The organism is Streptomyces sp. KPB2 (assembly GCF_003950055.1).
In the GTDB taxonomy this organism is placed as follows: domain Bacteria; phylum Actinomycetota; class Actinomycetes; order Streptomycetales; family Streptomycetaceae; genus Streptomyces; species Streptomyces salinarius.
The window spans coordinates 3,016,278-3,035,897 of record NZ_CP034353.1; the positions used below are offsets into that span (position 1 = coordinate 3,016,278).

The following is a 19,620-nucleotide window of genomic DNA, read 5'->3' on the forward strand; positions in this document are numbered from 1 at the left end:
GTTACGACGGACGACTGACAGTCACGCTCCCGCGGTACCCGCGGCACCGGAGCCGCCCCGCTCCGCCACCAGGGACGCCGCCTCCTCGCGCAGGTCGCGGCGGAGCTCCTTGGGCAGGGAGAAGGTGATCGACTCCTCGGCGGCCTTGACGATCTCCACGTCCTCGAAGCCGCGCTGCGAGAGCCACTCCAGGACCTGCTCGACCAGGACGTCCGGGACGGACGCGCCGGAGGTGACGCCGACCGTGGTGACGCCCTCCAGCCAGGCCTCGTCGATCTCGTCGGCGAAGTCCACCAGGTACGCCTCGCGGGAGCCGGCCTGCTTGGCGACCTCGACGAGACGCTTGGAGTTGGAGGAGTTGCGGGAGCCGACGACGATCACCAGCTCGGCCTCGGCACCCATCTGCTTGACCGCGAGCTGACGGTTCTGCGTGGCGTAGCAGATGTCGTCGCTCGGCGGGGAGATCAGCTGCGGGAACTTGTCCTTGAGCGCGTCGACGGTCTCCATGGTCTCGTCGACGGAGAGCGTGGTCTGGGAGAGCCAGACGACCTTCGACGGGTCGCGGACCTCGACCTTCGCCACGTCCTCGGGGCCGTCGACGAGCTGGATGTGGTCGGGGGCCTCGCCGGAGGTGCCGATGACCTCCTCGTGGCCCTCGTGGCCGATCAGCAGGATGTCGTAGTCGTCGTTCGCGAAGCGGACCGCTTCCTTGTGGACCTTGGTGACGAGCGGGCAGGTGGCGTCGATGGTGGCGAGCTTCCCGCGCTCGGCCTCCTCGTGGACGACGGGGGCCACGCCGTGCGCGGAGAACATCACGATGTTCCCCGGGGGGACCTCCTCCGTCCGCTCGACGAAGATCGCGCCCTTCTTCTCCAGGGTCTGCACGACGTACTTGTTGTGGACGATCTCGTGCCGGACGTACACCGGAGCCCCGTACTGCTCCAGGGCTTTCTCGACGGCGATCACGGCGCGGTCCACACCCGCGCAGTAGCCACGGGGGGCGGCGAGCAGGACACGGCGGCCAGGCGAAGCAGTCATGGCACCCATCGTAAGGCCGCGTTCGGCGGGTCAAAGATCGCGGCGGCGCGGCGTTGCCGGGGAGACTGGCGGGAACGTTTGGAGACGGAGTCCGAGGCGCTGGCGGAGGAACGATGTCGCAGAACGGACAGACTGGACACAACGGCACGACGGCCGGCCCGGGGGCCGGTGCGGAACACCAGCTGAGGCGCAGTCTGGGCTTCAGGGACCTGGTCGTCTACGGACTGCTGTTCATCGCGCCCATGGCGCCGGTCGGTGTGTTCGGCACGCTGGACGCCAAGTCGCACGGTGCGGTGGCCCTCGTCTACGTCGTCGCCACGATCGCGATGGCGTTCACCGCATTCAGCTACGCGCAGATGGTGCGGGTGGTCCCCCAGGCGGGTTCGGTGTTCGCCTACGCGCGCGCGGGGCTCGGAAACGGGGCCGGGTTCATCGCCGGGTGGATGGCGATGCTGGACTACGTCCTCATCCCGGCGGTGGCGTACCTGTTCTCCGGCATCGCGATGGAGGCGCTGGTCCCCGAGGTGTCGCGGTGGGTGTGGACGGCGATCGCGGTGGTCGTGACGACGCTGCTCAACCTGTGGGGCGTGCGGACGGCGGCCCGGGTGGGCTTTCTGGTGCTCGCCATGGAGATCGTCGTACTGGTCGTCTTCGTGGTCACCGCGATCGTGGTGCTGGCGCAGGACGGGGCCGAGCGCGACTGGCTGTCGCCGCTGTCCGGGGACGGCACGCAGGGGGCGTTCGCGCTGTCGGCGGTGGTCGGGGCGGTGTCGGTGGCGGTGCTGTCGTACCTGGGCTTCGACGCGATCGCCACCTTCGCGGAGGAGGTCACCGGCGGTTCGGCGAAGGTCGCGCGGGCGCTGCTGTTCTGCCTGGCGCTGGCCGGTGTGCTGTTCGTGGCGCAGACATACCTGGTGGCGCTGCTCGAACCGGTGTCGTCGGCCCAGCTGGCGGCGGAGCCGGAGCGGCAGGGCTCGGCGTTCTACGACGCCGTGGACGCGTCGGTGGGCACCTGGCTGCACGACCTGGTGGCGGTGAGCAAGGCGATCGGCGCGGCGTTCGCGGCGCTGGCCGGGCAGGCGGCGGCCGGGCGGCTGCTGTTCGCGATGGGCCGCGACCGGCGGCTGCCGGGGGTGCTGTCGCGGACGGACTCCGGGGTGCCGCGGGTGGCCCTGCTGGTGTCGGCCGTGATCACGATGGCGGCGGCGGTGTGGGCGGCGCGCCGGGACGACGGTCTCGACCACCTCGTCTCGGTGGTCGACGTCGGCGCGCTGACCGCGTTCACGCTGCTGCACGCGAGCGTGGTGGGCTGGTTCGTGATCCGGCGCGGCGGGGGCGGTGCGGTGAGCTGGTGGCGGCATCTGCTGGTGCCGGTGCTGGGCGCGGCGATCACGATCGCGGTGATCGTGGAGGCGTCCGGGACCGCGCAGGTGGTCGGGGCGATCTGGCTGGCGGTGGGCCTGGTGGTGCTGGCGGTGCAGTGGAGGGGGCGCAGGGACGCGGAGGCGGCGGGGGTGTGACACCGGAGTCGCCGGGCGACGGGTGGCGGGGACGGGTACGAAGGGCCTGATTGTCGGACCCGGCCGTTACGCTCGGGCGCATGGCTGCCAACTCGACTCCCGAAAGCCCGCTGCCCGTGGGCGAGGTGTCCCGGCTGATCGGGGGCTGGATCGACCGGCTCGGCGCGGTGTGGGTCGAGGGGCAGATCACGCAGCTGTCGCGGCGGCCGGGCGCCGGTGTGGTGTTCCTGACGCTGCGCGACCCGTCGTACGACATCTCCGTGAGCGTCACCTGCTACCGGCAGGTGTTCGACGCCGTGGCGGACGTGGTCGGCGAGGGTGCGCGGGTGGTCGTGCAGGCCAAGCCGGAGTGGTATGCGCCGCGCGGGCAGCTGTCGCTGCGGGCGGCCGAGATCAAGCCGGTGGGCGTCGGGGAGCTGCTGGCCCGGCTGGAGCAGCTGAAGAAGGCGCTCGCGCGTGAGGGTCTGTTCGCGCCGGAGCGCAAGAAGCCGCTGCCGTTCCTGCCGCAGTTGATCGGCCTGGTGTGCGGGCGGGCGTCGGCCGCGGAGCGGGACGTCCTGGAGAACGCCCGGCACCGCTGGCCCGCCGTCCGCTTCGAGGTGCGCAACGTCCCGGTGCAGGGCGTGCACGCGGTGCCGCAGGTGGTGCAGGCGGTGAAGGAGCTGGACGCGCTGGACGACGTGGACGTGATCGTCGTCGCGCGAGGCGGCGGCAGCGTGGAGGATCTGCTGCCGTTCTCCGACGAGCAGCTGGTGCGGGCGGTCGCCGCCTGCCGTACGCCGGTCGTCTCGGCGATCGGCCACGAGCCGGACAGCCCGCTGCTCGACCTGGTCGCCGACCTGCGCGCCTCCACCCCGACCGACGCCGCCAAGAAGGTGGTGCCGGACGTCGGCGAGGAGTACGAGCGGGTACGGCTGCTGCGCGACCGCGCCCGGCGGTGTGTGGCGGCGTTCGTCGACCGTGAGGAGCGGGGGCTGGCGCACGCGCTGGCCCGCCCGTCGATACAGGATCCGCACCGGATGATCGAGGAGCGGGCCGAGCAGGTGACGGCCCTGCTGGAGCGGGGCCGCCGCGCCCTGCGCCACCACCTCGACCGGGCCGACTCCGAGCTGACGCACACGCACGCGCGCGTGGTGGCCCTCTCCCCCGCCGCGACCCTCAAGCGCGGGTACGCCGTACTGCAGCGGGCCGACGGCCACGCGGTCCGCGACCCCGGCGAGGTGGAGCCCGGCGAGACGCTGCGCGCCCGCGTGTCCGAGGGCGATTTCTCCGTACGAGTCGACGCATAGGGTGGGTGGATGACCAGCGAGGTGGAGCAGCCGACGGCGATGTCCGAGGCGCTCGGGTACGAGCAGGCGCGGGACGAGCTGATCGAGGTCGTCAGGCGGCTGGAGGCCGGCGGCACGACGCTGGAGGAGTCCCTCGCCCTGTGGGAGCGGGGCGAGGAGCTGGCGAAGGTCTGCCGGCGTCGGCTGGACGGCGCCCGGGCCCGCCTGGACGCGGCCCTGGCCGAGGAGGAGGCGGGCCCGGAGGACGAGGACGCGGCCTCCTAGCCGCACTCTCCGGCCCTCTTCCGGGCCCTCGTCACTCGCCCTCCGCGGCCTCTCCTCCGTTAGCCCTCCCGCGCCGTGTCCTCGGCGAGCGTGTGGGCGACGAGCGCGTTGGCGTGCCCGTGGCCCAGTCCGTGCTCGGTCTTGAGCCAGGTGACCAGTTCCATGTGCTTGGTGAGCGGCGAGGACCGGATGAGGTCCTTCCACTCCGCGATCGGGCGGCCGTACTTCTTCTCGATGGACGGGAAGTAGGAGGCGGGGCCCTTCACGGTGCTGCTGCTCATGTCGGTGATCTCCCTGGGTTCGGCGACGGTCCACTGCCGTAAAGGACCGTCGGCGGCCGGGAAAACGATCGCTCGGCGATTGTGATCCACACCACTATGGGGGTGATGTTGTGAAGCGGATCACCGCAGTCCCGCTTTGGTTGAAGGTTGAACTTCTTTGCCGTAGTGTCGTCGTCGTCAACGGCTCCGGCCCCCACGTCACACGGAGCCGACGCACCCCGCAAGGAAGATCACGTATGTCTCTCGTTCTTGACCCCGCCGCCCAGGACCTGCTGTTCCGCGAGGCCCGCACCGCGAACACCTTCACCGACGAGCCGGTGACCGACGAGCAGGTGCAGGCGATCTACGACCTGGTCAAGTACGGCCCGACCGCCTTCAACCAGTCGCCGCTGCGCATCACGCTGGTCCGCTCCCCCGAGGCCCGCGAGCGCCTGGTGCAGCACATGGCCGAGGGCAACCAGCCCAAGACGGCCGCCGCCCCGCTGGTCGCGATCCTGTCGGCGGACAACGAGTTCCACGAGGAGCTGCCGCAGCTCTTCCCGCACTTCCCGCAGGCCAAGGACGCGTTCTTCAGCGAGCGCCCGGTGCGTGAGGGCGCCGCCGCCCTGAACGCCGCCATGCAGGCCGCGTACTTCATCGTCGGCGTCCGTGCCGCCGGGCTGGCCGCCGGCCCGATGACGGGCCTCGACTTCGAGGGCGTGCGCAAGGAGTTCCTGGACGACGACCACACCCCGCTGATGGTCGTCAACATCGGCCGTCCCGGCCCGGACGCCTGGTTCCCGCGCTCTCCGCGCCTGGCCTACGACCAGGTCGTCACCACGGTCTGAGACCGACGAGCATCACGAAGCCCCCGGTGCGCACCACCGGGGGCTTCGTCGTGTGCGCGAGGGCTCCCGCGAGGAGACCGCGCGGGTACGGCGCCGGGTCAGGCCAGCTTCAGCGCCGCCGCCATCCGGCCCAGCTGCTCGAACGACCCGGTGCCGGCCACGACCGTCGTCGCGCCCTTGACGCCGTCGGTGTCCTGAAGCACCAGTGCCTCGTACCGGCCGCCGGTGTAACGGGTCCACGTCCGACCGCCGATCTCCTCGGTGGTCCCGGTCTTCCGCCCGCCCTGGCTGGCCTCCTCGATGAACTCGGCCGGCTCGCCCGTCGACTGCTCGACCGCCACGTACTCCCCGTCGGGGGCGCGGTAGCCCAGGTGCCAGGCGTTGTCCTCGGCGCCGCGGTAGCGCACGGAGGTCGGCTTCCACTCCTTGGCCAGCCCCTCGGGCGCCGCCACCGGATACGGCGCGGCGCGGCGCGCGGTGGTCAGCTCGACCGTGTAGTCCACCCGCTTGATGTCCGGCCCGCCGTCGTCGTCGTGCGGGATGAAGAGCCACATGACCAGTCCCGCGAGAAGGATGACCCCCAGGGAGAGCACCATGTCCCGGGCCGTCTTCTGCTTGCCTTTCGTACCTGCCACGCGTCCTATCGTCGCAGGTCCCCCATGTGCTCATACGTGGGGTCCCCTGCTCATTTTGTCGGACTGACGATAGAGTCGTGGCCATACCCTCATCCGGCCGTCGTCGTATCAGAAAGGTGCGTTCCGATGACCGAGCATCATCTGCCCTCCGAGCTGGACGTCCCCTCGGAGGCTCCCGACCGCAACCTCGCCATGGAACTCGTGCGGGTCACCGAGGCCGCGGCGATGGCCGCGGGCCGCTGGGTAGGGCGCGGTGACAAGAACGGCGCCGACGGTGCCGCGGTGCGCGCCATGCGCACCCTCGTCCACACCGTCTCGATGAACGGCGTCGTCGTCATCGGCGAGGGCGAGAAGGACGAGGCGCCGATGCTCTTCAACGGGGAGCGGGTCGGCGACGGCACCGGGGCGGAGGTCGACATCGCCGTCGACCCGATCGACGGCACCACGCTGACCGCCAACGGCATGACCAACGCGATCGCCGTGCTGGCCGCCGCCGAGCGCGGGTCGATGTTCGACCCGTCCGCGGTCTTCTACATGGACAAGCTGGTCACGGGCCCCGAGGCCGCCGACTTCGTCGACATCAACGCGCCCGTGGCGGTGAACATCCGCCGGATCGCCAAGGCCAAGCGCCGCACGCCCGAGGACGTCACCGTCGTCATCCTCGACCGGCCCCGGCACAAGGGGCTCATCAAGGAGGTCCGGGAGACGGGCGCGCGGATCAAGCTGATCTCCGACGGCGACGTGGCCGGCTCCATCCTGGCCCTGCGCGAGGGCACCGGCATCGACCTGCTGCTCGGCATCGGGGGCACGCCGGAGGGCATCATCTCGGCCTGCGCCGTGAAGTGCCTGGGCGGGACCATCCAGGGCAAGCTGTGGCCCAAGGACGACGAGGAGCGGCAGCGGGCCGTGGACGCCGGGCACGACCTGGACCGGGTGCTGACCACCGACGACCTGGTCTCCGGGGACAACGTCTTCTTCGTCGCCACCGGCATCACCGACGGGGAGCTGCTGCGCGGGGTGCGGTACCGGTCGGAGACGGCCACGACCGACTCGATCGTGATGCGGTCCAAGTCGGGGACGGTGCGGCGGATCGACTCCGAGCACCGGCTGAGCAAGCTGCGGGCGTACAGCGCGATTGATTTCGACCGGGCGAAGTGACTCCGTCGGTTTCGCGGGGCGCCCATTGAGTTGGGGGTGCCTGTCGGGTGGCGGGTGCGGCGCCGTTGTGGCTGGTCGCGCAGTTCCCCGCGCCCCTTGGGTGGGAGGCAGTCCCCGGCGCCGGGACGTGTCCGTTGGTCGCGCCCGCGCGGCGGAGCCGCAGATCAGGCACAGCCCCGCGCCCCTGGGTGGGCTGCCATGCCCGGCGCGGAAAAGTGGCCCCCGGTCGCGCCCGCGCGGCGGAGCCGCAGATCAGGCACAGCCCCGCGCCCCTGGTTGGGCTGCCATGCCCGGCGCGGAAAAGTGGCCCCCGGTCGCGCCCGCGCGGCGGAGCCGCAGATCAGGCACAGCCCCGCGCCCCTGGGTGGGCTGCCATGCCCGGCGCGGGAAGTGACCGCCGGTCGGGCTCGGGCAGGAAGTGCCGTGGGCCCGGCGTGAAGCGTTTTCCGGGTTGAAAGGGCACCCTCTGTGCGGAGAGGGTGCCCTTTCGTTTGGCCGGGGCTTCAGCCGGCCGCGGCTATGCGGCCCGTCGTGCGGGCGGCGTTCTTGAGTTCCACGTCGCGGCGGCGGCGCCGGGCCAGGACGACGCGGCGTTCGGCGGCGGTGAGGCCGCCCCAGACGCCGTAGGGCTCGGGTTGCAGGAGGGCGTGCTCGCGGCACTCGACCATGACCGGGCAGCGCGCGCAGACGCGCTTGGCGGCCTCCTCCCGGGAGAGCCGGGCGGCGGTCGGTTCCTTGGAGGGGGCGAAGAACAGTCCGGCCTCGTCGCGCCGGCACACCGCCTCGGTGTGCCAGGGAGCGTCTTGGTCCCTGTCCCGCACGGGCCCCCGCTGGGCCGGAACGGCAGCTACCTGCAGGGACGAATGCGGCGGTTGCAGCACGGGTCTACTCCTGACGACGGCTTCGCTAGCGAGAGACGATGCGTCAAGGCTTACCCGTTGTACGCGTGCCTATGCACTGGGTTCCCAACCGCTGCCGGGGCCGCGCTACAGGTGCTTGCGCAAGCCCTTCTCGACCCGGCGGTGCACCCGGTCCAGGATGTCCGCGACGATCTTGCCCCGCTTGGGCCGCACGTCGACGCTGCCGAGCACGGACCAGCCGTCCACGTAGATCACGGGGGCCTCGGCCTCGTCGGAGTCGTGGGTGTGGACCTCGAAGCTGCCGAGGACGCTGCCGCCAGCGCCGCGCACCGAGACGTTCTCCGGGACGCGCACGTCGACGCTGCCGAAGACCGAGAACGCCTTGATGACGACCTGCTGGTACTCGAAGACCGCCTCGCTGAGGTCTATCTCGACGCTGCCGAAGACCGCGTAGGCGTGGACGCGGCGGTTGGCCCGCCAGCGGCCCTTGCGGACGGCGCTACTGAAGACCGCCACCACGTTCTCGTCGGGCTCGGCCGGGATGGCGCCGGCGGTGGGGCGGTGGGGGGCCGGGGCGGCGGTGTCCCGGCCGCGGTGGGCGGCGGGCAGGTCCCGCACGAAGACGTCCAGCTCGCCGACGGTCTTGGCGGCCAGCACGCCCTCGACGCGCTCCGCGTGCTCGTCGGCGGTGAGCCGCCCCTCGGCGAGGGCTTCGCGCAGCATGTCGGCCACGCGGTCGCGGTCGGCGTCCGAGGCGCGCAGCTCGGAGGTACGCGGTGCGGCGGGGGCGTGCTTCTGAAGGTCCACGGCCGTAGCGTACCGAAACGCGATAGATCGCGACCAGCCCTGTGGACAACCTTGTCGCACCCTGCCGTCACCACCCGGAAACGGCCAACTGAGCCTTACCTCACAGGCTTGGCGTCCCGGGCAGGTTTTACGCTGGTTGGCGCTGCCAATGGAGGCCAGCCGTCGTTGCTGGGAGAAGCGCCGAGGGATCCGCCGGAGATCCAGCGAAGTCCAGCCGCGCGTGATGTCTAGTGAGGAATGGGCGAGATGCCTGAGTTCGCGTACACCGATCTGCTCCCCCAGGGTGAGGACACCACTCCGTACCGGCTGGTGACCGCCGAGGGCGTCTCCACCTTCGAGGCCGACGGGCGGACCTTCCTCAAGGTGGAGCCGGAGGCGCTGCGCAAGCTGGCCGAGGAGGCCATTCACGACATCCAGCACTACCTGCGCCCCGCCCACCTGGCGCAGCTGCGCCGCATCATCGACGACCCGGAGGCGTCCGGCAACGACAAGTTCGTCGCCCTGGACCTGCTGAAGAACGCGAACATCGCGGCGGCGGGCGTGCTGCCCATGTGCCAGGACACCGGCACGGCGATCGTCATGGGCAAGCGCGGCCAGAACGTGCTCACCGCGGGCGGCGACGAGGAGGCCCTGAGCCGGGGCATCTACGACGCCTACAAGAACCTGAACCTGCGCTACTCCCAGATGGCTCCGCTCACCATGTGGGAGGAGAAGAACACCGGCTCCAACCTCCCGGCCCAGATCGAGCTGTACGCCACCGACGGCGGCGCCTACAAGTTCCTGTTCATGGCGAAGGGCGGCGGCTCGGCCAACAAGTCCTTCCTCTACCAGGAGACGAAGGCCGTCCTGAACGAGTCCTCCATGATGAAGTTCCTGGAGGAGAAGATCCGCTCGCTGGGCACGGCCGCCTGCCCGCCGTACCACCTGGCGATCGTCGTCGGCGGCACGTCCGCCGAGTACGCGCTGAAGACCGCCAAGTACGCCTCCGCGCACTACCTGGACGAGATCCCGGCCGAGGGCTCGGAGCTCGGGCACGGCTTCCGGGACAAGGAGCTGGAGGAGAAGGTCTTCGAGCTGACCCAGAAGATCGGCATCGGCGCGCAGTTCGGCGGCAAGTACTTCTGCCACGACGTGCGCGTGGTGCGCCTGCCCCGGCACGGGGCGTCCTGCCCGGTCGCCATCGCCGTGTCCTGCTCCGCCGACCGGCAGGCGGTCGCGAAGATCACCGCCGAGGGCGTCTTCCTGGAGCAGTTGGAGACCGACCCGGCGCGGTTCCTGCCGGAGACCACGGACGAGCACCTCGACGCCGACGGCGACGTCGTGAAGGTCGACCTCAACCAGCCCATGGACGACATCCTGGCCGAGCTGACGAAGCACCCGGTCAAGACCCGGCTGTCGCTGACCGGCCCGCTGGTCGTGGCCCGCGACATCGCGCACGCCAAGATCAAGGAGCGGCTGGACGCGGGCGAGGAGATGCCGCAGTACCTGAAGGACCACCCGGTGTACTACGCGGGTCCGGCCAAGACGCCCGAGGGGTACGCCTCCGGGTCCTTCGGTCCGACCACCGCCGGGCGCATGGACTCCTACGTCGAGCAGTTCCAGGCGGCGGGCGGCTCGAAGGTGATGCTGGCCAAGGGCAACCGGAGCAAGCAGGTCACCGACGCCTGCGACACGCACGGCGGCTTCTACCTGGGCTCGATCGGCGGTCCGGCGGCGCGGCTCGCGCAGGACTGCATCAAGAAGGTCGAGGTCGTCGAGTACGAGGAGCTCGGCATGGAGGCGGTCTGGAAGATCGAGGTCGAGGACTTCCCGGCGTTCATCGTGGTGGACGACAAGGGCAACGACTTCTTCCAGGACCCGGCGCCCGCGCCGACCTTCACGACGATCCCCGTCCGGGGGCCGGGGCTCGCGTAACCCGCGTCACGCGTCACGCGCCACACGTAACGCGTCACACGTAACGCGCCACGGCAGCAGGCCGGTCCGGATCCGTCCGGGCCGGCCTTTCGCGTGCCCTCCGCCCTCCACCCTCCGCGGGCTGCTCCGGCCCTCGCCCGCCGTCCGCAGAGCGAACAGCGCGTTCTGTTTTCGGACAACCTGCCCTCCCGGGCGTCCGTTCCATTGACTGTCCCTCCTCCCGCTGTGAGTCTTTCGCCGCTCCGACATGTACACGCCATGTGCACATGTGCTGCGTGGCCACCCCTCAGCCACTTCTGGAGGACCGAAGGTGAAACGAAGATTCGCCGTGGCGAGCCTGTCCCTCGCCGTCGTGCTGGGCCTCGGCACACTCCCCGCCGTCGCCGCCGACTCCGCGCCCACCGCCCAGTCACCCGACATCGACGTGACGAAGGTGAAGGCGCACCTGACCGAGCTGAACTCCATAGCCGGACGCAACGGCGGCACCCGCCGCTCGACCGGCCAGGGATACCGCGACTCCGTCGCCTACGTGAAGGGCAAGCTGCAGGCGGCCGGATACACCGTCACCGAGCAGCCGTGCACCTCCGGCTGCAGCAGCGGCGCCGGGCCCAACCTGATCGCCGAGTGGCCGCACGGCGACGCGGGCAACGTGTCCATGTTCGGCGCCCACCTCGACAGCGTCTCGGCGGGCCCCGGCATGAACGACAACGGCTCGGGCTCCGCCGCGCTCCTGGAGAACGCCCTGACGCTGGCGCAGCAGAACCCGACGATGAAGGGCCGGGTCCGCTTCGCCTGGTGGACCGACGAGGAACAGGGCCTCAACGGCTCCGACTTCTACGTCCGCTCGCTCTCCCCGGCGCAGCGGTCCGCCATCACGGCGTACTACAACTTCGACATGGTCGCCTCCACCAACGGCGGCTACTTCATCAACCACGTCACCTCGGCCGCCGCCGCGCCGATGAAGGCGTACTGGGACTCGCTGGGCCTGCAGCCCGAGGAGAACACCGAGGGCGCCGGGCGCAGCGACGACTACTCCTTCGAGCAGTACGGCATCCCGACCTCGGGTTACGCGATGGGCGCCAGTGCCCGCAAGACCTCCGCGCAGGCCGCCAAGTGGGGCGGCACCGCCGGGTCCTCGTACGACCCGTGCTACCACCGGTCGTGCGACGGCCTCGACAACATCAACACCACCGGCCTGGACCGGGCGTCGGACGGCATCGCGTACACCATCTGGCAGCGTGCCGTGGGCACCGGCGACGACGGGGGCGGCGGCTGCGACACCGACCAGGTCGTCAACGGCGGTTTCGAGAACGGCAGTTCGCCGTGGACCGGGGACACCGGCACGATCGGCGCCCACGCGGGCCAGGCGGCGCACTCCGGGACCCGCTTCTCGTGGCTCGCCGGATACGGTTCCACGCACACCGAGTCGGTCGGCCAGACGGTGACCGTGCCGGCCGGGTGCACCCGGCTGACGTACTGGCTGCACATCGACACCGACGAGTCGGGGTCGACGGCGTACGACACCTTCAGGGTGAAGGCCGACGGCACCACGCTCGCCACGCTGTCCAACGCCGACGCCCGGAGCGGCTATGTGCAGCGCACGGTCGACCTCGGCGCGTACGCCGGCCGGCAGGTGGCCCTTAGCTTCACCGGCAGCGAGGACGGCAGTCTGCAGACCAGCTTCGTCCTGGACGACGTGAGCCTCCTGGAAGGCTGACCCGCCGGGCGGGTGCCGGGTCACGGCGTGATGCCGGGTCACGGCGTGACCCGGCACCCGTTCGGCCCGGTCCAGGAACATCCACCCCGCCCCGCACGCTGTACCCGTCATGAGCGACTACCGCATCGAGCACGACTCCATGGGCGAGGTCCGCGTCCCCGCCCACGCCAAGTGGCGCGCGCAGACCCAGCGTGCCGTCGAGAACTTCCCCGTCTCCGGGCAGCGCATCGAGCGCGCGCACATCGAGGCGCTCGCGCGGATCAAGGGCGCTGCGGCGAAGGTCAACGCCGAGCTGGGCGTGCTCGACGAGGACGTCGCCGGCGCGATCCGGGAGGCGGCCGCGGAGGTCGCCGAGGGGAAGTGGGACGAGCACTTCCCCGTGGACGTGTTCCAGACCGGGTCCGGCACCTCGTCCAACATGAACACGAACGAGGTCCTCGCCACCCTGGCCACCGAGCGGCTCGGCCGGGACGTGCACCCCAACGACCACGTCAACGCCTCCCAGTCGTCCAACGACGTCTTCCCCTCCTCGATCCACATCGCCGCCACCGCCGCCGTCACCCGCGACCTGATCCCGGCCCTCGACCACCTCGCCGGCGCCCTGGAGCGCAAGGCGGAGGAGTTCGCCGACGTGGTGAAGTCCGGGCGTACGCACCTCATGGACGCCACGCCCGTCACGCTGGGCCAGGAGTTCGGCGGGTACGCGGCGCAGGTGCGGTACGGCATCGAGCGGCTGGAGGCGTCGCTCCCCCGCCTCGCCGAGCTGCCGCTGGGCGGTACCGCGGTCGGCACCGGCATCAACACCCCGCCCGGCTTCTCCGCCGCCGTCATCGCCGAGGTGGCCCGCGCGACGGGGCTGCCACTGACCGAGGCGCGCGACCACTTCGAGGCGCAGGGCGCCCGGGACGGCATCGTGGAGACCAGCGGGCAGCTGCGGACCATCGGCGTCGGGCTGACTAAGATCGCCAACGACCTGCGCTGGATGGCGTCCGGGCCGCGCACCGGGCTCGCCGAGATCGCGCTCCCCGACCTCCAGCCGGGCTCGTCCATCATGCCCGGCAAGGTCAACCCGGTGATCCCCGAGGCGGTCCTCATGGTCGCCGCCCAGGTCACCGGCAACGACGCCACGGTCGCCGCGGCGGGCGCGGCCGGCAATTTCGAGCTGAACGTGATGCTGCCGGTCATCGCCAAGAACGTGCTGGAGTCGGTGCGGCTGCTGGCCAACGTCTCCCGGCTGCTCGCCGACCGGACGGTGGACGGGATCGTCGCGCACCGGGAGCGGGCTCGCGAGTACGCCGAGTCGTCCCCCTCCGTCGTCACCCCGCTCAACAAGTACATCGGGTACGAGGAGGCCGCCAAGGTCGCCAAGAAGGCGCTGGCGGAGCGGAAGACGATCCGCCAGGTGGTGCTGGAGGGCGGGTACGTCGAACGCGGCGACCTGACCGGCGAGCAGCTGGACGAGGCGCTCGACGTGCTGCGGATGACCCGTCCGTGAGGAGGGCCGGCGACCGGGGGGGCGCACGCCGGCGTGCGCTCTCGCGATCTTCGGCGCGTCGATTGGCCATGGCACCTAATATCTGTCCATGGCAGACGGTGAAGCGGTGAGCGCGGCGACGACGGGGCCGGGAACGGACGGCCCGGCGGGCCCGGCGGACTACTGGGCACCCGGCAGTCACATCCTGTGGCGGTACCGGGAGAACGGCGGCCCGCACGTGCACATCGCGCGCCCCGTCACCGTCGTACGGGACGACGCCGAACTGCTCGCCGTGTGGCTGGCACCCGGCACCGAGTGTGTGAAACCGGTCCTCGCGGACGGCACGCCCGTGCACCTGGAACCGCTGTCCTCGCGCTACACCAAGCCGCGCACCGTGCAGCGCGACCGGTGGTTCGGCACGGGGGTGCTGAAGCTGGCGCGGCCGGGCGAGGCCTGGTCGGTGTGGCTGTTCTGGGATCCTGGCTGGCGGTTCAAGAACTGGTACGTGAACCTGGAGGAGCCGCTGACCCGTTGGGAGGGCGGGGTCGACTCCGAGGACCACTTTCTGGACATCTCCGTCCACCCGGACCGCACCTGGCACTGGCGGGACGAGGACGAGTTCGCGCAGGCCCAGCGGGACCGGCTGATGGATCCGGCGCAGGCCGAGCGGGTGCGCCGGGCGGGCCGGGCCGCGGTCGCGGAGATCCGGGCCTGGGGGTCCCCGTTCGCCGACGGCTGGGAGGACTGGCGGCCCGATCCGGCGTGGCCGGTACCTTCCCTGCCGGGGGACTGGGATCGCACGCCCGCGCACGCGTCCTCATGAGACCCTTGATGTGCCCCCCGGCGGCAAACGTAGGATCGTCCTCCGCAATGACCGCGGCAGCGGCAACCGGCACAGTGTGCGCTGGGCCTGACCGATCGTCACCGAGGGGCGGCAGGACGTGAGCGAGGGGTACGAGGGCAACACGCCGACGGGCCGCAGACGGTCCGCCGGTGGCACAGGAACTGCCTCTGACCACGCGGGAATCCCGTTCCTTGGGCCCGGTTTGCGGGTATCGGGATTTCTGCGGGACGAACTGCACGCGCCGCGCGCAGTCCCGGACGGATGGATTCGACACGCGTGACGGAGCACCCGACATCCTTCGACCGCCCCTCGACGGGCGCCGACCCCACGGACCCCCGCGGGGCGCTCCTGCGTACCCCCGTACCGCCGGGGCCCTCCGGGTCGGCGTTACCGGCCCAGGGGCACGCCGGGCAGACGCCGCCCGGCGCGGGCGCGGACGCCCCGGGGACCTTCGAGCACTCCCAGCCGGGCGCCGAGCAGGCTGCCGAGGCCGACGGGCATCGTCCGCGGCCCGGGTCCGAGGGTGTCCCGGTCCAGCCGGACGGCGGGCAGCCCGACGGTGAGCGGAGGGCGGCCGGCGCGCGGTCGGGCGACCTGCCGTCGGCATGCGCCGCGACCTCGGGCGACGTGGCCTCGGGGGATACGGACTCGGGCCACGTGACCCGGGGTGACGTGCCCCCGGGTGACGTGGGCTCGGGTGAGGCGACCTCGGACGGCGGGCGGCAGGCCGGTCCGGTGCGGTCGCCGTCCGGCACCGCGGGCCGGCGCGGCGGGGCGCCGGAGCCGGACCGGCGAACCGGTCAGCCCACCGCGCCCGGGCAGCCCACACCCATGCGGCGGGACGGGGACCGGCTGCGGTTCGTGGGCGCCGCGACCCGGCGGATCGCCCGGGGCATGGACCTCGACGAGATCGTGATGGGGCTGTGCCGGGCCACCGTGCCCACGTTCGCGGACGCCATCCTCGTCTATCTGCGCGAGCCGCTGCCGGTCGGCGACGAGCGCCCCACCGGTCCCCTGGTGCTGCGGCTGCGGCGCACCGACCGCATACCGGCCGAGCGGGACACCGAGGGCGGCTTCACGCCGGCGGCCCAGCCGGAGCCCTCGGAGCTGGAGACGGTCGGCGCGGAGCTGTGCGAGGTACGGCCGGGCAGCGCGCTGGCCGAGGTGCTGCGCGGGGTGCGCCCGGTCTTCACGGACACCCCCTCCGCCTCCGCCGCGCTGCCGGAACTGCTCGGGGAGGAGCGCGACTTCGCCCTGCCCGACGGCCGCCGGGCCATCCTCGCGCCGTTGCGCGGCCGACGCCGGGTGATCGGCGCCGCACTGTTCCTGCGCGGCCCCGAGCGCATCGCCTTCGAGGCCGACGACCTGCTGGTGGCCGCGCAACTCGCCACGCACAGCGCGCTGGGCATCGACAAGGCGGTGCTGTACGGGCGCGAGGCGTACATCGCCGACGAGCTGCAGCGCACGATGCTCCCGGAGAACCTGCCGCGCTGCACCGGCGTCCGGCTGGCCTCCCGCTACCTCCCGGCGGCCGAGACCGCGCGGGTGGGCGGCGACTGGTACGACGCCATCCCGCTGCCCGGCAGCCGGGTCGCGCTGGTCGTCGGGGACGTCATGGGCCACTCCATGACGTCGGCGGCCATCATGGGCCAGCTGCGGACCACGGCACAGACCCTGGCCGGGCTCGACCTGCCGCCGCAGGAGGTGCTGCACCACCTGGACGAGCAGGCCCAGCGCCTGGGCACCGACCGCATGGCGACCTGCCTGTACGCCGTGTACGACCCGGTCGCGCACCGCATCACCGTCGCCAACGCCGGCCACCCGCCGCCCGTCCTGCTGCACCTGGGCGGCGAGGCCGAGGTGCTGCGCGTCCCGGCCGGCGCCCCGATCGGGGTGGGCGGCGTGGACTTCGAGGCCGTGGAGCTGGACGCCCCGGCCGGCGCGACCCTGCTCCTGTACACCGACGGGCTGGTCGAGTCCCGGCTGCGGGACGTGTGGACCGGCATAGAGCAGCTGCGGGAGCGCCTCGCGGCGACCGCGCAGCTGACCGGCCCCGACCATCCGCCGCCCCTGGAAGCCCTGTGCGACGAGGTGCTGGACATGCTCGGCCCGGGCGACCGGGACGACGACATCGCGCTGCTCGCCGCCCGCTTCGACGGCATCGCGCCCAGCGACGTGTCGTACTGGTTCCTGGACCCGGAGGACGCGGCCCCCGGCAAGGCCCGCCGCCTGGCCCGTCGGGCGCTCGCCCGCTGGGGCATGGAGGACCTGACGGACGCCGTGGAGCTGCTCGTCAGCGAGGTGGTGACCAACGCGGTGCGGTACGCCTCGAAACCGGTCACCCTGCGGTTGTTGCGCACGGACGTGCTGCGCTGCGAGGTCGGCGACGACGTGCCGCAGCTGCCCCGGCTGCGGCAGGCGCGGGCGACCGACGAGGGCGGGCGCGGGCTGTACCTGGTGAACCGGCTCGCCCGCCGCTGGGGCGCGACCCGGCTGAGCACCGGCAAGGTGGTGTGGTTCGAGCTGAACCGCGGCTGACCCACGGTCGAGAAGTCACGCGCGTGAAGGGGCGCCCGGTGAGCACCGGGCGCCCCTTCACGCGTCTTGGCGACCTCCGCCGGTCTACGGCACCCAGTCCCCGCCGGGGAACTCCGGGTCCCCCGATTCGGTGGACCCGCCGCCGTCCGGCGGTGTCTCACCGCTGGACGCGCTGTTCGACGGCGACTGAGTCGGGGACTCGGGCGGCTCCTCGGTCGTCGGGTCGTCCGACGGGGGCGCCTCGGTCGTCGGGTCGTCGGACGGGGGCGGCGCCTGGGTCGTCTCCTCCTCGGACGGCGATTCGCTCGGCGACTGGGAGGTCGTCGGCGACTTGCTGGGCTTCACCGCGGCGCCCTGCTTGGTCTCCAGGTCGAACTTGGTGACCTTCTCCATGACACCGAAGGTGTACGCGGCCCAGATCTCCGCCGGGGGGCCACCGCCGTTGACGCGGTAGTCGACGCCGGCCGCCTTGTACATCGGGACCTGGGCGTGGGTCTTCGAGTCCTCGCCGAAGAGGCCGACGGAGGTGACCAGGTTGGGTGTGAAGCCGGTGAACCAGGCCGACTTGTTGTTGTCGGACGTACCGGTCTTGCCGGCCACCTTCTGGCCGTCGCGCAGCGGGTTCTCCCGGACGGACGTCTTGGCCGTACCGTCGTTGACCACGCCGGTGAGGACGGAGGTGACCGTGTCCGCGGCCTCCCGGCTGATGACCCGGTCACCGATGGGGTCGGGCATCTCGATCTTGCGGTCCTTGTGCTCGACCGACTTGACGATCGCGGGGGTGACCTTCTTGCCGTGGTTGTCCAGGGTGGCGTAGACGCCGGCCATCTCCAGGGGGCTGGCGCCCATACTGCCCAGGGTCTGCGCGGGCACCGGGTCGTCGCCCTCGGTGTTCATACCGAGGTCGGCGGCGACCTTCATCACCTCGCTCATGCCGACGTCGACGCCCATCTGCGCGAAGACGGAGTTGACCGACTGGTTCATCGCCTCCTGGACATCGATCTCGCCGTAGTCGACGTCGTTCTCGTTGGGCGGGGCGAAGCCGACCTCCTTGCCGTCGTCCACCACGGGGCGCTTGCTGTCGCCGTCGTAGAGGGTGTTGGCCGTGATCGGCACGCCGTCCTGGGTCTCGGCGTCCTGGTCCACGGCGGCGGCGAGGATCACCGGCTTGAAGGTCGAGGCGGGCTGGTAGTCGTCGCGGGTGGCGTTGTTGGTGAAGTGCTTCAGGTAGTTCACGCCGCCGTACATCGCCACGACGGAGCCCGTCTTCGGGTCGACGGAGACGGCGCCCGCCTGGACGTCCGCGTCGACCTTGCGCTTGTCGGGGTCCAGCTTGCTGGTGAGCTTCTCCTTGACCGCCTTCTCCAGCGCGGCCTGCTTCTTCTTGTCGATGTTCAGGGTGACGGTGTACCCGCCGAGGTCCACCAGGGCCTTGGCCTGCTCCATGTCCTCGGCCGCGCCCTGGGCGACGAGCTGCTCCTTGAGCGCGAAGTTGGCCGCGTCCACCAGGTAACCGGTCTGGCCGTCCATCCCGGCGGCGGCCTTGGGCTCCTTGGGCTGCGGGAACGTCATGCCCTTCCGCTCGCCCGCGTTCAGCCACTTCTGCTCGACCATGTTGTCCAGGACGTAGTTCCAGCGCTCCTGGACGAGCTTCTTGCCGGTCTCGCTCGCGATCGCCCAGTCGTACTGGTTCGGCGCCTGGAGCAGGGCCGCGAGGTACGCGCCCTGTTCCACCGTCAGGTCCTCGGCGTCGACGCGGTAGTAGGCCTGGGCGGCGGCCTGGATACCGTACGCGCCGCGGCCGTAGTAACTGGTGTTGATGTAGCCGGCCAGGATGTATTCCTTGGACTTCTCCCGGTCCAGCTTCAAGGAGATGACCAGCTCCTTGAGCTTGCGCGAAACCGTCTGTTCCTGGGTCAGGTAGTAGTTCTTGACGTACTGCTGGGTGATCGTCGAACCGCCCTGCGCGCCCTTGCCGGACAGGGTGTTGAGCACGCCGCGCGCGGTGCCCTTGAGGTCGACGCCGGCGTCGTTGTAGAAGGTCTTGTTCTCGGCGGCGACAAAGGTGCGCTGGACGTCCTTGGGGATCTTGGCGAGGTCGACGATCTCGCGGTTGCGCTCGCCGGTGCGGGCCATGATGCTGCCGTCGCTGTACTTGTAGACGTTGCTCTGCAGCTCCGCCTCGGGGTTGCCCTCGGGGATGTCGATCATCATGTACAGCACGATGAAGGCGCCCATGCCCAGCAGGCAGAGGCCGAAGAAGGTACCCAGGATCTTCTTCCAGGTGAACAGCCGGCGTATGCGGCTCTTACCGCCCGCGGCACCGCCCGCGGTCCTGGCCGCGCCCGACGAACGGCGGCGTTTCGGCGCCGCGCGGCGTCCACCGCGCTGTCGCGCTTTTCTCTCTTCCGCTCGCCCCATGGGTCCGATCCGCTCCGCTTCGGTCATCTGTGG

General features: G+C 71.4%; 16 protein-coding genes. 10 read left to right on the forward strand and 6 right to left on the reverse strand.

Annotation, left to right across the window (positions count from 1 at the left end; genetic code table 11):
- Positions 1-21: 21 nt before the first annotated feature.
- Positions 22-1,047: a 4-hydroxy-3-methylbut-2-enyl diphosphate reductase gene (locus tag D1J63_RS13010; RefSeq protein ID WP_102932284.1), complete on the reverse strand. Its 1,026-nt coding sequence runs from the start codon at positions 1,045-1,047 to the stop codon at positions 22-24.
- Between the two features lie 104 nt (positions 1,048-1,151).
- On the opposite strand from D1J63_RS13010, the gene D1J63_RS13015 reads away from it, so the two are divergent.
- The 3 genes from D1J63_RS13015 to D1J63_RS13025 all read left to right on the forward strand — a co-directional run bounded on the left by D1J63_RS13015 (position 1,152) and on the right by D1J63_RS13025 (position 4,111).
- Complete coding sequence (locus D1J63_RS13015; protein ID WP_125629005.1) at positions 1,152-2,558, forward strand: APC family permease; 1,407 nt, start codon at positions 1,152-1,154, stop codon at positions 2,556-2,558.
- A gap of 80 nt (positions 2,559-2,638) precedes the next feature.
- Positions 2,639-3,847, forward strand: a complete 1,209-nt coding sequence (xseA, locus tag D1J63_RS13020; RefSeq protein ID WP_125629006.1) for an exodeoxyribonuclease VII large subunit — start codon at positions 2,639-2,641, stop codon at positions 3,845-3,847.
- Between the two features lie 9 nt (positions 3,848-3,856).
- Complete coding sequence (locus D1J63_RS13025) at positions 3,857-4,111, forward strand: exodeoxyribonuclease VII small subunit (protein WP_102932286.1); 255 nt, start codon at positions 3,857-3,859, stop codon at positions 4,109-4,111.
- Between the two features lie 59 nt (positions 4,112-4,170).
- Here the strand turns inward: D1J63_RS13025 and D1J63_RS13030 are convergent, their stop codons facing one another.
- A complete protein-coding gene (locus tag D1J63_RS13030) occupies positions 4,171-4,392 on the reverse strand; it encodes a DUF4287 domain-containing protein (RefSeq protein WP_102932287.1) in 222 nt (73 codons plus the stop codon).
- A gap of 236 nt (positions 4,393-4,628) precedes the next feature.
- Here D1J63_RS13030 and D1J63_RS13035 point away from each other — a divergent pair, with 236 nt between their 5' ends.
- A complete protein-coding gene (locus D1J63_RS13035; RefSeq protein ID WP_125629007.1) occupies positions 4,629-5,219 on the forward strand; it encodes a malonic semialdehyde reductase in 591 nt (196 codons plus the stop codon).
- 98 nt (positions 5,220-5,317) lie between these two features.
- On the opposite strand, the gene D1J63_RS13040 is transcribed toward D1J63_RS13035, so the two are convergent.
- Positions 5,318-5,854: a DUF4245 domain-containing protein gene (locus D1J63_RS13040; RefSeq protein WP_125629008.1), complete on the reverse strand. Its 537-nt coding sequence runs from the start codon at positions 5,852-5,854 to the stop codon at positions 5,318-5,320.
- A gap of 126 nt (positions 5,855-5,980) precedes the next feature.
- Between D1J63_RS13040 and glpX the strand changes: the two genes are divergently transcribed.
- Positions 5,981-7,012: a class II fructose-bisphosphatase gene (glpX, locus tag D1J63_RS13045; RefSeq protein WP_125629009.1), complete on the forward strand. Its 1,032-nt coding sequence runs from the start codon at positions 5,981-5,983 to the stop codon at positions 7,010-7,012.
- 503 nt (positions 7,013-7,515) lie between these two features.
- Here the strand turns inward: glpX and D1J63_RS13050 are convergent.
- Together D1J63_RS13050 and D1J63_RS13055 are read right to left on the reverse strand one after the other, a co-directional pair.
- On the reverse strand, positions 7,516-7,893 hold the full coding sequence (locus D1J63_RS13050; protein WP_109033218.1) for a WhiB family transcriptional regulator: 378 nt from the start codon (positions 7,891-7,893) through the stop codon (positions 7,516-7,518).
- Between the two features lie 105 nt (positions 7,894-7,998).
- Positions 7,999-8,679 (reverse strand): DUF1707 domain-containing protein, encoded by a 681-nt coding sequence (locus D1J63_RS13055; RefSeq protein ID WP_102932290.1) that lies wholly within the window; start codon positions 8,677-8,679, stop codon positions 7,999-8,001.
- Positions 8,680-8,925: 246 nt separating this feature from the next.
- Here D1J63_RS13055 and D1J63_RS13060 point away from each other — a divergent pair, with 246 nt between their 5' ends.
- The 5 genes from D1J63_RS13060 to D1J63_RS13080 all read left to right on the forward strand — a co-directional run bounded on the left by D1J63_RS13060 (position 8,926) and on the right by D1J63_RS13080 (position 17,166).
- Entirely contained in the window at positions 8,926-10,593 is a 1,668-nt protein-coding gene (locus D1J63_RS13060) for a fumarate hydratase (protein WP_061442749.1), read from the forward strand.
- A gap of 310 nt (positions 10,594-10,903) precedes the next feature.
- Positions 10,904-12,310, forward strand: a complete 1,407-nt coding sequence (locus D1J63_RS13065) for a M28 family peptidase (RefSeq protein ID WP_125629010.1) — start codon at positions 10,904-10,906, stop codon at positions 12,308-12,310.
- A 109-nt stretch (positions 12,311-12,419) separates the two neighbouring features.
- Entirely contained in the window at positions 12,420-13,805 is a 1,386-nt protein-coding gene (locus tag D1J63_RS13070) for a class II fumarate hydratase (RefSeq protein ID WP_125629011.1), read from the forward strand.
- Positions 13,806-13,893: 88 nt separating this feature from the next.
- Positions 13,894-14,607, forward strand: a complete 714-nt coding sequence (locus D1J63_RS13075; protein WP_102932294.1) for a DUF402 domain-containing protein — start codon at positions 13,894-13,896, stop codon at positions 14,605-14,607.
- A 297-nt stretch (positions 14,608-14,904) separates the two neighbouring features.
- A complete protein-coding gene (locus tag D1J63_RS13080; RefSeq protein WP_125629012.1) occupies positions 14,905-17,166 on the forward strand; it encodes a SpoIIE family protein phosphatase in 2,262 nt (753 codons plus the stop codon).
- Positions 17,167-17,250: 84 nt separating this feature from the next.
- Here D1J63_RS13080 and D1J63_RS13085 read toward each other — a convergent pair whose 3' ends face one another.
- On the reverse strand, positions 17,251-19,587 hold the full coding sequence (locus D1J63_RS13085) for a transglycosylase domain-containing protein (protein WP_164712824.1): 2,337 nt from the start codon (positions 19,585-19,587) through the stop codon (positions 17,251-17,253).
- Positions 19,588-19,620: the final 33 nt, after the last annotated feature.